This window comes from Pseudomonas sp. FA-1, assembly GCF_056856075.1.
Genome location: NZ_JBWXTH010000007.1, coordinates 173349 through 186393, shown reverse-complemented (window position 1 = coordinate 186393; position 13045 = coordinate 173349). Strand labels below are relative to the sequence as shown.

The 13045-nt window shown below is 63.3% G+C and carries 12 protein-coding genes; 5 read left to right on the top strand and 7 right to left on the bottom strand.

All coding sequences use genetic code 11. From position 1 onward, the window contains the following. The first annotated feature begins 154 nt into the window (after positions 1-154). Positions 155-1276: a sensor histidine kinase gene (locus AC1MHZ_RS14775; RefSeq protein WP_084858856.1), complete on the top strand. Its 1122-nt coding sequence runs from the start codon at positions 155-157 to the stop codon at positions 1274-1276. A 132-nt stretch (positions 1277-1408) separates the two neighbouring features. On the opposite strand, the gene AC1MHZ_RS14770 is transcribed toward AC1MHZ_RS14775, so the two are convergent. The 5 genes from AC1MHZ_RS14770 to AC1MHZ_RS14750 form a co-directional block, all read right to left on the bottom strand. Continuing rightward, positions 1409-3613: an OsmC domain/YcaO domain-containing protein gene (locus AC1MHZ_RS14770; protein WP_084858857.1), complete on the bottom strand. Its 2205-nt coding sequence runs from the start codon at positions 3611-3613 to the stop codon at positions 1409-1411. A 114-nt stretch (positions 3614-3727) separates the two neighbouring features. Next, a complete protein-coding gene (locus tag AC1MHZ_RS14765; RefSeq protein WP_084858858.1) occupies positions 3728-5077 on the bottom strand; it encodes a hypothetical protein in 1350 nt (449 codons plus the stop codon). A gap of 348 nt (positions 5078-5425) precedes the next feature. Continuing rightward, positions 5426-6145, bottom strand: coding sequence for a TorF family putative porin (locus AC1MHZ_RS14760; protein ID WP_324812575.1), 720 nt, complete (start codon positions 6143-6145; stop codon positions 5426-5428). Between the two features lie 134 nt (positions 6146-6279). Next, a complete protein-coding gene (locus AC1MHZ_RS14755) occupies positions 6280-7506 on the bottom strand; it encodes an NADH:flavin oxidoreductase/NADH oxidase family protein (RefSeq protein ID WP_324812572.1) in 1227 nt (408 codons plus the stop codon). Positions 7507-7563: 57 nt separating this feature from the next. Next, on the bottom strand, positions 7564-8040 hold the full coding sequence (locus AC1MHZ_RS14750; protein WP_482966557.1) for a MerR family transcriptional regulator: 477 nt from the start codon (positions 8038-8040) through the stop codon (positions 7564-7566). A 117-nt stretch (positions 8041-8157) separates the two neighbouring features. Between AC1MHZ_RS14750 and AC1MHZ_RS14745 the strand changes: the two genes are divergently transcribed. Next, positions 8158-8988: an alpha/beta fold hydrolase gene (locus tag AC1MHZ_RS14745; protein ID WP_084858862.1), complete on the top strand. Its 831-nt coding sequence runs from the start codon at positions 8158-8160 to the stop codon at positions 8986-8988. A gap of 218 nt (positions 8989-9206) precedes the next feature. Here AC1MHZ_RS14745 and AC1MHZ_RS14740 read toward each other — a convergent pair whose 3' ends face one another. Then, positions 9207-10586: a purine-cytosine permease family protein gene (locus tag AC1MHZ_RS14740; RefSeq protein ID WP_084858863.1), complete on the bottom strand. Its 1380-nt coding sequence runs from the start codon at positions 10584-10586 to the stop codon at positions 9207-9209. 286 nt (positions 10587-10872) lie between these two features. On the opposite strand from AC1MHZ_RS14740, the gene AC1MHZ_RS14735 reads away from it, so the two are divergent. Then, on the top strand, positions 10873-11574 hold the full coding sequence (locus AC1MHZ_RS14735; protein ID WP_368829298.1) for an EthD domain-containing protein: 702 nt from the start codon (positions 10873-10875) through the stop codon (positions 11572-11574). Positions 11575-11615: 41 nt separating this feature from the next. Here AC1MHZ_RS14735 and AC1MHZ_RS14730 read toward each other — a convergent pair whose 3' ends face one another. Further along, complete coding sequence (locus AC1MHZ_RS14730; RefSeq protein WP_482966556.1) at positions 11616-12221, bottom strand: EamA family transporter; 606 nt, start codon at positions 12219-12221, stop codon at positions 11616-11618. A gap of 33 nt (positions 12222-12254) precedes the next feature. Here AC1MHZ_RS14730 and AC1MHZ_RS14725 point away from each other — a divergent pair, with 33 nt between their 5' ends. After that, positions 12255-12473 (top strand): Lrp/AsnC family transcriptional regulator, encoded by a 219-nt coding sequence (locus AC1MHZ_RS14725; protein WP_253249375.1) that lies wholly within the window; start codon positions 12255-12257, stop codon positions 12471-12473. 20 nt (positions 12474-12493) lie between these two features. Then, on the top strand, positions 12494-13000 hold the full coding sequence (locus AC1MHZ_RS14720) for a GNAT family N-acetyltransferase (RefSeq protein ID WP_482966555.1): 507 nt from the start codon (positions 12494-12496) through the stop codon (positions 12998-13000). Positions 13001-13045 lie beyond the last annotated feature (45 nt).

The following is a 13045-nucleotide window of genomic DNA, read 5'->3' as shown; positions in this document are numbered from 1 at the left end:
TGATATCACTTTGACAATATGGCTCGGCACATAAACTCGTTCTAGCATTAACAACCTGTCTCCAGCACGCCTGTGCCCATGAGCGGTAGCGCGCACTGTTCATGCACCGAGCAAGACACACGATCACCTGACGCATTGATGCATAAGGTCTGCCATGCGACTTTCAACGTTTATCCTGGACAACATGGAAAGCATCCTGCAAACGTGGGAAGCGTTCGCCAGGTCCGTAGAGACACCGAACCGGGGCTTGAGCGCCAATGGCCTGCGCAACCATGCCGAATACATCCTGCGCACGGTAGCCCAGGACATGCGCACGCCGCAGACAGAGCAGCAGCAGATCGCCAAGTCCCATGGCCTGGGGCCGTCTTCGAGCCATGAGACCGCCGCCCAGACCCATGCGGTGCTTCGCCTCATCGACGGCTTCACCCTCGACCAGATGGTGTCGGAGTATCGCGCCCTGAGATCGAGCGTCTTGCGCCTGTGGTTGGCACAAGACCCGGCGCAGCACAGCTACCAGGTCGACGACATGATCCGCTTCAACGAGGCGATCGACCAGGCCCTGGTCGAATCGATCGGTGCCTATGGGCAGGAAGTCGAGTCGACACGCAAAACCGTGCTTGGCGTGCTCGGCCATGACCTGCGCTCCCCCTTGACCGCCGTACTTATGGGCTCGGCCCTGCTGACCAAGAGCCCACAATTGAGTAGCCGCGAGAAAGACATCGCGGCCCAGATCGCCGCTAGCGCACAACGGGCGAACCAGATGGTCAAGGACCTGCTGGACCTTGCGCACTGCAACCTGAGTACCGGCATCCCGATCGTTCGCGCGCACACGGAACTGAACCGGGTCTGCAAGGCGGTCATCGAGGAAATCAAGGCTGGCAATCCCGGGCTCGACATCGTGCAGGTCGATGAGCGGACCATCATCGGCGCATTCGACGGCGCGCGGATGTCCCAGGTGTTCTCGAACCTGATCGGTAATGCGGTCCGTCATGGCGAAGCGCGCAGGCCGATCAGGGTCCTGCTTGGCGGCGACGTCGACCGGGTGATCCTCGAGGTGCACAACTTCGGCGAACCGATTCCCGCCAGCGCCCTGCCCTCACTGTTCAGCCCCAAGGCGCGTTACACCCAGTACACGGACAAACAGAAAAAGCCCAGCGGGCTGGGCTTGGGCCTGTTCATCGTCTCGGAGATCGTCGAGGGCCACGGTGGGCGTATCGAGGTGGAGTCCAGCCATGCCCACGGCACCTGCTTCCGGGTGATCCTGCCGGCAGGCTGAGCCAGACGCTTTCCTGTGCCCAATCGCCGGCAAGCCGGCGATTGGACTGCAAGCGCCTCAGTGCACCGAAGCCTTGCGCCATGCAGTGATGACCGTGGCCAGCACGATCAGGGCGGCGCCTGGGCTATTGCGTCAGCGAGCGTGCGCCACCGCACTGGCCCGGGCGCGGTGCAGCTTCTTGTAGCTTTCGACCAGACGCAGATGCCGATCGAGCCCTTCGAGCTTCAGGCTGGTCGGCGTCAGCCCATGGAAGCGCACACTGCCCTGCACCGAACCCAGCACCGCATCCATCCGCGCATCGCCGAACATCCGGCGGAAGTTGACCTCGTAATCGGCCAGCTCCAGCTCATCGTCCAGCGTCACTTCCAGCACCACGTTCAAGGCCTGGTAGAACAGCCCGCGCTCGACGGTGTTGTCGTTGAACTGCAAGAACGCCTCGACCAGCTCCTTGGCCGCTTCGAACTCCTGCAAGGCCAGGTAGATCAGCAGCTTGAGCTCGAGGATGGTCAGCTGCCCCCAGGCGGTATTGTCATCGAACTCAATGCCGATCAAAGTCTTGATGTCGGTGTAGTCGTCCAGCTCGCTGTCCTCCAGCCGCTCGACCAGCGCCTGCAGGGCCGCGTCGTCGAGGCGGTGCAGGTTGAGGATGTCGGCACGGAACGCCAGGGCCTTGTTGGTGTTGTCCCAGATCAGGTCTTCCACCGGGTAGATCTCCGAATAGCCCGGTACCAGGATGCGACAGGCGGTTGCCCCGAGGTGTTCGTATACCGCCATGTACACCTCCTTGCCCATCGACTCGAGAATGCCGAACAGGGTCGCGGCTTCTTCGGCGTTGGAGTCCTCGCCTTGGCCGGAGAAGTCCCACTCGACGAACTCGAAGTCGGCCTTGGCACTGAAGAAGCGCCACGACACCACGCCGCTGGAATCGATGAAGTGTTCGACGAAGTTGTTCGGTTCGGTCAACGCATGGCTTTCGAAGGTAGGCTGCGGCAGGTCGTTCAGGCCTTCGAAACTACGCCCCTGCAGCAGCTCGGTCAGGCTGCGCTCGAGCGCCACCTCGAAGCTTGGGTGGGCACCGAACGAGGCGAACACGCCACCGGTGCGCGGGTTCATCAAGGTGACGCACATCACCGGGAATTCGCCGCCCAGCGAGGCATCCTTGACCAGCACCGGGAAGCCCTGCTCTTCCAGGCCCTGGATACCGGCCAGGATGCCGGGGTACTTGGCCAGGACCTCCTGCGGCACATCCGGCAGGGCCAGCTCGCCCTCGAGGATCTCACGCTTGACCGCCCGCTCGAAGATCTCCGACAGGCACTGCACCTGCGCCTCGGCCAAGGTATTGCCGGCGCTCATGCCGTTGCTCAGGAACAGGTTCTCGACCAGGTTGGACGGGAAGTACACCACCTCGCCATCGGACTGGCGCACGTACGGCAGCGAGCAGATACCGCGCTCGACATTGCCCGAGTTGGTGTCATACAGGTGAGAACCACGCAGCTCGCCCTCCGGATCGTAGATTTCCCGGCAGTACGGGTCGAGGATCTCTGCCGGCAACGCATCCTTGCGGCCCGGCTTGAACCAGCGCTCGTCCGGGTAGTGGACGAAATCGGCGTTGGCGATTTCCTCGCCCCAGAACTGGTCGTTGTAGAAGAAGTTGCAATTCAGGCGCTCGATGAATTCACCCAAGGCCGACGCCAGGGCGCTTTCCTTGGTGGCGCCCTTGCCGTTGGTGAAGCACAGCGGCGACTGCGCGTCACGGATGTGCAGCGACCACACATTGGGCACGATGTTGCGCCAGGAGGCGATCTCGATCTTCATCCCCAGGTCGGCAAGGATCTGCGACATGTTGGCGATGGTCTGCTCCAGCGGCAGGTCCTTGCCCGGGATGAAGGTGCGGGTGTCGTCGCCAGGGTTCACCATCAGCAGCGCCTGGGCGTCGGCGTCCAGGTTCTCGACTTCCTCGATGATAAACTGCGGCCCGGTCTGCACCACTTTCTTGACCGTGCAACGGTCGATGGAGCGCAGGATGCCCTGACGGTCTTTCTCGCTGATGTCGGCCGGCAGCTCGACCTGGATCTTGAAGATCTGGTTGTAGCGGTTCTCCGGGTCGACGATATTGTTCTGCGACAGGCGGATGTTATCGGTGGGGATGTTGCGCGTGTTGCAGTACACCTTCACGAAGTACGCCGCACACAAGGCCGACGACGCCAGGAAGTAGTCGAACGGGCCAGGGGCCGAACCATCACCCTTGTAGCGGATGGGCTGGTCGGCCACGACCGTGAAGTCATCGAACTTGGCTTCAAGACGAAGGTTGTCGAGAAAGTTGACCTTGATTTCCATGCGGGAATACCGTGATAAAAAGCAGAACAAAATGGCTGCCATTATCCGGGTTTTGCGGCGAAACGGCTAACCTTTCATGCCTCCGGGCAACCCGTGCCCGGAGGCATGCCTGGGTCATTCCAGCAACTGTTCCAGGCTCGGGTCGCGGATCACCCGCTGCATCGGCTGCGGCTCGGCATGGCCGGGCTTGGCCATCTTCAGCTTCATGCTCGCGACCTTGGCACAGGCGTTGGCGCCGTCGGCGTAGATGCCGCTCATGTCACATTTCCATTGGTAGAAGTTCACCAGGCCGCCCGACATCTGCAGGCTGTAGTCGGTGCTCTGGGTGCCTGCCGTGAACGGTACCCCCGCCGGGATGTTCTGGAACCATTTCATCCACTCATCCGACCCCACCGCTGGCGGGTTCGCCTGGAACAGTGGATTCATGATCGCCACCTGGGGCGCCTCGGCGGTCATGTGGCAGCTCAGGCAGGAGCTGTTGGGGTTGTCCACCGGCCCGTTGAGCCGGCCGTTCCAGCCCAGGTGGGTCGGCGGCAACTCCTGGGTGTCGGCGTTGATCGCGGTCTGCTGCAGCGCGGGGTTGATCTTGGTGACGGTCGGCTCCGGGTTGGTGTGGTCATTGCTGGTGACCTGCGGGTCGTTGCCCCACATGATGCCCACCGGCACCAGGTTGTCCCAACCGGCCTTGCCGGTCTTGGCGCCGTTGTACTGGAATGTACCGAACAGCCAGCCGGTGTCGCTCATGCGGGTATCGCGCACGGCGATGTCCATCTGGATGAGCGCCACCTCCTTCACCTGGCGGTTGGCGGACTGGAACGTCTCGGTGATATAGCCCTGCCACAGCACCGGGTTGGCCAGGAACGGCACCGTGCTGCGGTCGATATCAGCGAACAGCGCCTTGCACACCACGGTGCCGTTGGCGAAGCTGTTGGGCTTGGAGGTGAAGCTCGGGTCGGGGTTCTGCGGGTCCTTCCAGACCTGGCCGAGGGTGTAGGCGCCGATGTCGTTGTAGATACCCACCGCGTAGGTCTGCCCGGTCGCGGTCTGCCCCGCTGCCAGTTGCCTGGCCTGGATCTGCGCTTCCTTGGTCAGGCCGTGAATTCCTTCGCGCCCCAGCGGCCCGTAGTGCTGCCAGGGCATGTGATACCAGTTGCGCACCTTGTTGTTCTGCACGTACCAGTCGGCCTCGACGTTGCCTTCCAGGCAATAGGCCTTCGCCGCGTCCATGTAGGCGCGCCAGGTCTCGAAGTTGTTGTCCGGTTTGCCCGGCAGCAGCTTGAAGAATGCTGGCAAGGTGCCCTGGGGTGGCGTGCTGGGGTAGCTCTGGCTGAGGGTGAAGGTGGGGCCCTTGTAGCTCTCGGGCGGTGCATAGCCATAGTCCGGGTAGGTACCGGCCTGGGCCGCGAGGCTGAACAGGGCGGCCGTCATGGCCAAGGCTGCAGGCTTTCCTTGGAACGGGTTCATCACGGATCTCCTTGATCGCACAAGCCGGGCATCGCTCGGGCCCTTGCCCACCAATGCGGGGCTTCCATCATTATTGTTGGTGGGCCCTGGCGTAGGCCAAGGCCGGCTTCACGGCTGGGCTGGGTCGTAGGCCTCCTTGGCGGTGCCGCCGGGACGAACGCGGCCGCCCCCCGTGACGAGAACGGGGGCGACCAGAAGGGAAAGGACATGAAGAGACGAGAAATGGCGCATGTCGACTCCTGTCGATCATTGACCGTCTTCCTTGCTAACAGGTGTAGGCCATCCTGGGAAAAGTGCCATCCTTTTCACATCAAACTGTGAGCAGGACCGCAACCGACCGCGGCTACCTCAGAAGAAGCTGCGCTGCGCCTTGAGTGTCACCCTACCTTCGCAATAGCTGTTGATGCCCGCATAGGCGTCGCAGCCGCCGCCGCGCAGGTCGGAGCTGCTGTAGATCAGGTTGAGGTCAATGCCCAGCCAGGGGCGCGAGAGTTCCAAGGACCAATCGTTGAACGTGTCGACATGGCTGCCGTCGCCAATGGTGAAAGGCGTGCCGAGGCGGTGATGGGCAAGCTTGACGGAGACGTCGACATCGAACAGCGGCAACCGGCCGAAATCGGCGAACAACGTGCCGGTATGGTTGCCGGGGTTGTCGCGCAGGGCGCCGCCGAAACGGCTGCCGAATACCGAAATGCCGCCGTACAGCGCATAGCTGTCGCTGTCGGCGAGGTTCGGCTGGCTGTAGTGGATCAACCCGGCCTCCAGGCCCAGGCTGTCGTCGAAGCGCCGCTTGTAGCCTAGGTAGCTGTCCAGGCGCAAGGTCGAGTTGGGGGTCAGGCCCACGCTGGGGGCGTACTGGCCGAAATACCAGCCGCTGGGGTGGCTGAGGTCCAGGCCACCGTGGAAGGCGCCAATGGCACTGGGGGAAATCAGCCCCTGGGCCATGGTGCGTGAAGCGGTCGTGCCCAGCTTGAAGTCGAAGTCGCCCAGTTCGCGCTGGATCTGCTGGGCCAACAGCATGGGGCAGAAAAGCAGCGCCATGCTCGGCACCAGCCAGTGCCTGGTCATGGTCACCGTCCTGGAGTGCCTGCTTTGAAGTGCAAGAGGATAACGGGGTTGGTTGCCTGGGGGAACCGTGGCCATTTGGTCATGCCACGGTGTGTGCCATTCCCAGTTACAGATGCCTTACCTATCTGCCTTGTTCAATGGCCAGCCATCCGCCGCCGGTATTGGCGGGTGCGCAGGGCGTTGCCCCACTGCTGCACCAGCAACGCCCACCAGGGCCAAACCCGGGGATGGCTTGCCTTGCCCCGGCTCAGCCGGCTCAGCTGGAACTTGACGACCGCCATGTTGGCGAGGGAAGCCAGTGCCTTGTTCTTCCAGGTAATCGGCGCAAGCTCGGGCGCGCTGGGCTTGCCTGCCAGCCAGTCACGGGGCAATGCGGGGTCGATCGCCAGTGCCGTGCCGATGCCCACCATGTCCACCCCGCTGGCGATCACCTGCTCGGCCACCGGCCGCCGCCGAATGCCACCGGTCACCATCACCGGCAGGGTCGCCACCGCACGAATGTCGCGGGCGAACTCCAGGAAATACGCCTCGCGGGCCAGCGTACGACCGTCCCGGGCTTGCCCCTGCATGGCAGGCGCTTCGTAGCTGCCGCCGGACAACTCCACCAGGTCCACCGCGAGCCCATTGAGCATGCGCACCACCTGCCGGGCGTCGTCGCCGGTGAATCCGCCACGCTGGAAGTCGGCCGAGTTGAGCTTGACCGCTACGGCAAAGCCGGGGGATACCACGGCACGCACGGCCTTGACGATATCCAGCAGCAGCCGGGCACGGTTTTCCAGGGTCCCGCCCCACTGGTCGTTGCGCCGGTTGGTCAGGGGCGAGAGAAACTGGCTGAGCAGGTAGCCGTGGGCGGCATGGATCTGTACGCCATTGAACCCTGCCAGTTCCGCCAGCCGCGCCGTGTTGGCGAAACGGCCGATGACAGCTTCGATGACCTGCGGGGTCATGGCCTGGGGCGTATTGAAAAGCCTGGACATCGAGCCCAACGTCAACGGTACGGCCGAAGGCGCCCAGGTCGGTTGCCCGAGGTTGGCCTGCATCTGCCGGCCCGGGTGGTTGATCTGCAACCAGAACTGAGCGCCCCGGGACTGCCCGGCTTGGGCCCATTGTCGGAATGCTTCGATGTGCTGGTCATCTTCCAGAACCACGCCACCCGGGCCGGTCATGGCGTGGTTGTCCACCATCACATTGCCGGAAATCAGCAAACCCGCCCCGCCCTCAGCCCAAGCCTGGTACAGGCGGATCAACTGGGGGGATGGAGCATGGGCTGCATCGGCCATGTTTTCTTCCATGGCCGCCTTGGCGATGCGGTTGGCGAGGGTGGAGCCGTTGGGGAGCGTCAGGGGGGCGAACAGGTTCATGGCAAGCACCTCGAAGGAATGGTGCTGCGGACCTTATCCTTAAAGTCAACTTCAAGGTCAACAGGTGCTTTTCGAACCCAGCCCAAGCCCCTGTGAGTCGGCGCTGGTGTCGGCTGTCTTGCCCGCAGCGATGTCCTGACGCAACCGGCCCAGCACCCGTTGCGAGTTGTCTGCGCAGGCCATGCCGTCAGGCTTGCTTTCTATGCCGTCGATCACCAGCAACAGCTGTTCTTTGTTACGGGCCAGGCGCTGTTGCAGTACCCCGATCTCCTCGACCTTGCGCTTGAGACCGGCGAGCAGTTCGTCGTGCGGCCAACCGTTGCTATCGTCAGGCAGCAGATGGCGAATTTCCTCCAACGAGAACCCCGCCGCCTGGGCGCAGGTGATCATTTCCAGCACCCAGACGGCGTCTGCCGCGTAATCACGGTAACCATTGGCCTTGCGTGCGACCGACTGAATCAGGCCACTGGCTTCGTAGAAGCGGATGCGAGAAGGTGCAAGACCGGTAATTTTGGCAAGCTCTCCTATTCTCATGAGGCACCTTGAAAGTGGGTTGACCTTGAAGTGCACTTTAATCCTACAGTCACTCGGCGGCCAAGCCTCTTGACCGGCGTGGCGGCAGCCTGCACACCTCATCACAGGAGACGCGAAATGGGATACGTCACAACGCAAGACGGTGTAGAGATCTTCTACAAGGACTGGGGTCCGCGCGATGCCCAGGTAATCCATTTCCATCACGGCTGGCCACTGAGTGCCGATGACTGGGACGCCCAGATGCTGTTCTTCCTCGCCCACGGCTACCGGGTCGTCGCCCATGACCGGCGCGGCCACGGGCGCTCCAGCCAGGTCTGGGACGGGCACGACATGGACCATTACGCCGATGACGTGGCGGCCGTGGTCCAGCACCTGGGCGTGCAGGGCGCGGTGCATGTGGGGCACTCCACGGGAGGCGGAGAAGTCATCCACTACCTGGCCCGGCATGCCGAGGACCCGGTGGCCAAGGCGGTCATCATCGCAGCCGTTCCACCCTTGATGGTGAAGACTGCCAGCAACCCCGGCGGGCTGCCCAAGTCGGTGTTCGATGACTTCCAGGCTCAGGTTCAGGCCAACCGGGCGCAGTTCTACCATGACATTCCGTCAGGCCCGTTCTACGGCTACAACCGTCCGGGCGCGAAACCGTCCCAGGGCGTGATCCTGAACTGGTGGCGCCAGGGCATGATGGGCAGCGCCAAGGCGCATTACGATGGCATTGTCGCCTTCTCCCAGACCGACTTCACCGAAGCCCTGAAAAGCGTGACCGCCCAGGTGCTGGTGATGCACGGTGACGACGACCAGATCGTGCCTTATGAGAACTCGGGGCCGCTATCGGCCAAGCTGCTGCGCAATGGCACATTGAAAACCTACGCAGGGTTCCCTCACGGCATGCCGACAACCCATGCCGAGGTGATAAACGCCGACCTGCTGGCGTTCATCCGTAGCTAAGCGCTCGCAGCCATCGCGGGCCAAGCCCACAGTGATTTCGCAGGCCTTGAGAGCGGCGCAATCTCGGTGGGAGCTGGCGACAGCCTGCGATGGGCTGCGATGGGCTGCAAAGCAGCCCCAAGCCCTCAAACGGTAGAGCCTTAGACTCAAGGGGCCGCTTTGCGACCCATCGCAGGCTCCGCCACTCCCACAGAGGGGCAGCGGCGCCAGGTTGGCCCTCAGTCCGGAACGGACGCCCGCAGCGCTGCAGCCTTGGCCGCAGGCTGGCTGTTGACCATGCAATACAGCGCCCCCGCCAGGACCAGGCCCACCGCCCAGCTGATGTCCGCCCCCAGCCAGTTGGCGACGAAGCCGGTGTAGAACGACAGCTTCATGAACGGGATGGTGCCGATGATCGACACGGCGTACACCGCCAGCGTGCGGCGATTGAAGCGCCCGTAGCGCCCCTTGGCGTTGTACAGCTCACCGACTTCATACTGGCCGCGGCAGACCCAGTAGTAGTCGGCCAGGTTGATCGCACTCCACGGAATCAGCAGGTAGAGCTGGCCGATCAGGATGTCGGCGAAGAAGGTGTCGAACCGGTACTGGGTGGCGATGGCGATCAACGTCGCCGCGACGGTCAGCAAGGCCATGATCAGCGCCTTTGCCGACGACGTGACGCGGCGCAGCTCACCGAAGGCACCGAAGATCGTCACCGTCGACATGTAGGCGCTGTACAGGCAGAGCACGTTGTACTGAATGACGCCCAGCGCAATCACGCCCAGCGCCAGCGGTGCCCAGGGCCCGAACAAGGTGGCGATGGCGGTGGCAGGGTCGTGGCCGAGCGCGGACGGGATGGCGACGGCCAGCAAGGCACCCAGGGCCATCATGGCGAACGAGCCCAGTGCGCAGCCGCAATAGGTTGTCCAGAACGTGGTGCGGGTGTTCACGTTGGCCGGCAGGTAGCGCGAGTAGTCGGCTACGTAGGGGCCATACCCGAGCGTCCAGGAGGCCGCCTGCGCCACCACCAGGTTGAAGGCAGTCCAGGAGAAGCCGCTGCTGAGCGAGGTATTCACCGCGGCCTCGCCGGGGTGCAGCAGGATCAGCACCAGGGCACCGCCGAACACCAGGGTGGACAGCAGGCTCATCCACGCGCCCAGGCGGTGGATCAGCTCGTAGCCGATGAAGCCGATGACGAAGGTCAGCACACCGACCAGGATGATCGCCTGGTCGTCGCTGATCGGCAGCAGCGCCTTCAGGGCGTCGCGCATGAGCACGCCGCTGGCGGCCAGGAACAGCACCGCTGCCGTGACCATCACCAATAATGGAATCGCAGCGCCATGAACGCCGAACTGCGCCCGGCTCTGGATCATCTGCGGCACACCCAGGTGAGGCCCCTGGGCGGAGTGCGCGGCCATGAAGATGGTGCCCACCAGGTTGCCGACCAGCAGGCCGAGCAACGTCCAGGCAAAGCTCAAGCCAGAGGCGATGCCCAAGGTGCCGACCATCAGCGCCGTCACCTGGAAATTGGAGCTGAACCAGATCGTGAACAGCCGCTTGGGTGAACCATAGCGTTCGGCGTGGGGGACGAACTCGATACTTCGCGTTTCCAGCTTCACGGGCGTTTCCTAATTGTTGTTATTCGGCGGATTATCAGCCGGGCAACCGAACGACATTCAGCCTGACGACGAACACCTCATAGCTATCAACGACTTACAGGTGCAGTTCGTCGACTTCTCACCGCCATGCGCAAAGCCCCTTGGAGCGGATCGTGCTGCTCCCTGCCATGGCTCTGGAAAGCAGTTTCACCGTCTAGTCCGTTCAGAGGATTCCCACGCCACATCGAAGGCCGACCATGGCCCGCTCAAGGTCATTCCCGACCACGCCGTGTGTAAGGAGAACGTCGTGCAGAAAGTCATCTACCTGCTTTGGCAACCTGAGCAAGACACCTTCGAGTCGTTCGCCACCGCCCTGGCCGGCCCCCTCGCCGACCGCCTGCAGACCCTCGGCGCCCGACACCTGCAACTGAACCTCGCCGATGCCGACGTCAGCCCCGCCCAGGGCCTGCGCCAGGAACAGGCTGGCCCCCTGCCCCAGGCCGTGCTGAGCTTCTGGCTCGACACCGCCATCGCCGAATTCCGTCGCCCGTTCGACGACATCCTGCAAGCCCGCTGTGCACGCATCGCCGGGTACCTGGTCTGCGAATCGGTGCCTATCCGCAACACCCGCTTCCCTGCCCACGCCGGCCAGCGCACCCATGGGTTCTCGCAACTGGCCTTCCTTCAGCGGCCGGCACACCTGACCCACGAGGCCTGGCTCGAGGTGTGGCAGAACCACCACACCCGGGTAGCCATCGATACCCAGGACAACTTCGAGTATGTGCAGAACCTGGTGGTGCAGGTGCTCACCCCCGGCGCCGTGCCGCTGGCGGCCATCGTCGAGGAGTGCTTCCCACCCGCCGCCATGGGCGACCCGCAGGCGTTCTTCGATGCACCGGGCGATGCGGCGAAGTTCCAGCACAATCTCGCGGTGATGATGGACAGCTGCCAACGGTTCATTGACTTCGACCAGTTGGGCGTGCTGCCTACCAGCCAGTACCCACTGTAAAAGGAGGCCAAGGCATTGCCCTGAGCAGCCGCTTCGGTGCGCTACCGTTTACGCCCGATCAGGGCCGCACCAGCGCATGCCAGGGCAATGGCGACGATACCCGACCATTGCACCAAGGTGAGGACCTCATCGAGGATCAGCCAACCCGCGATGGCCCCCGCCGCGGGCGAGGCGCTGAGCAACACGCCGAAGATGCTCGCCGGCAAATACCGCATCGCGTACATGTCGAGCAAGAACGGCACGGTGCTCGACAGCAAGGCAACGCACAGGCCGATCAACAACACCCACGGCTCGAACAACTGGCTGCCGGCCTGGCTCAAGCCAAGCGGCACCCCCAGCAACGCCCCGAACAGCATGCCGGAGGCAACGGCCTGGCGGCCATGGACAGCAACCTTGCTGCCCAGTACCACATACAACCCCCACGCCAAGGCTGCCGCCAGGGCAGACAGCACGCCGCGCGGGTCCAGGCCGTGGCTGTCCAGCCCCCACGGCAGCAACGTCAGGCCCAGTGCCGACAGGCCGATCCAGAGCAAATCGATCTTGCGCCGGGAAGACAACAAGGCAGCCCCCAGCGGACCGATGACTTCGATCGACACCGCGATCCCGACCGGAATGTAGAGGAAGGCCCGGTAGATCAGGATGTTCATCAGGCACGCCTGCGCGAAGACCGCTCGATCGTGATGGACCGTGCCAAACGTTACTTCGCAGGGGTGGACGAGGTGCAGCAGTGCTATTTCGTCAACGGCGGCGTGTCGTTCATCATCGTCATGGTCGCCCGCGACGTGGCGCACTTCGAAAAGCTGGTCAGGAAGCACTTCGCAGACAACGAAGATATCCTGACCTACCGGACACTCATCGTGCTCGACAAGGTGAAAGTGGGGTTGTCCGTTCCGATATGAATACCAGGGAGAACATCAGCATGACCATGACGATCCGTAGCGAGCGCATCCAGGACATCGATGCCATCGCCCGGCTGACCCAAGCGGCGTTCGAGCAGGCGCCCCACACCAGCCATACCGAACAGTTCATTGTCGATGCCCTGCGCCGGGCAGATCAGCTGACCGTTTCCCTGGTCGCGGTCGAGAACGACGCCATCGTCGGTCATATCGCCGCCTCCCCCGTCACGGTTTCGTCCGGCGCAACCGGGTGGTATGGCATCGGCCCGGTGTCCGTGCGGCCGGACCGCCAAGGCCAAGGTATCGGCGCAGCGTTGACGAAAGCTGCACTCACCCAGCTCCAGCACCTGGGCGGCGCGGGCTGCGTGGTCTTGGGCGACCCTGGCTACTATGGGCGTTTCGGCTTCCAGGCCAGCGCCGGGCTGACCTTGCCCGGCGTTGCGCCTGAGTACTTCCAGGCGCTGGCTTTTTCGGGCGTGGTGCCTGAAGGGGTCGTGGCGTATCACGAGGCCTTTGGTGCAACCGAGTAGGACAGGTGGTTTCAGGTCGGTTTCCAGATCTGCTCTCAAGGAGGA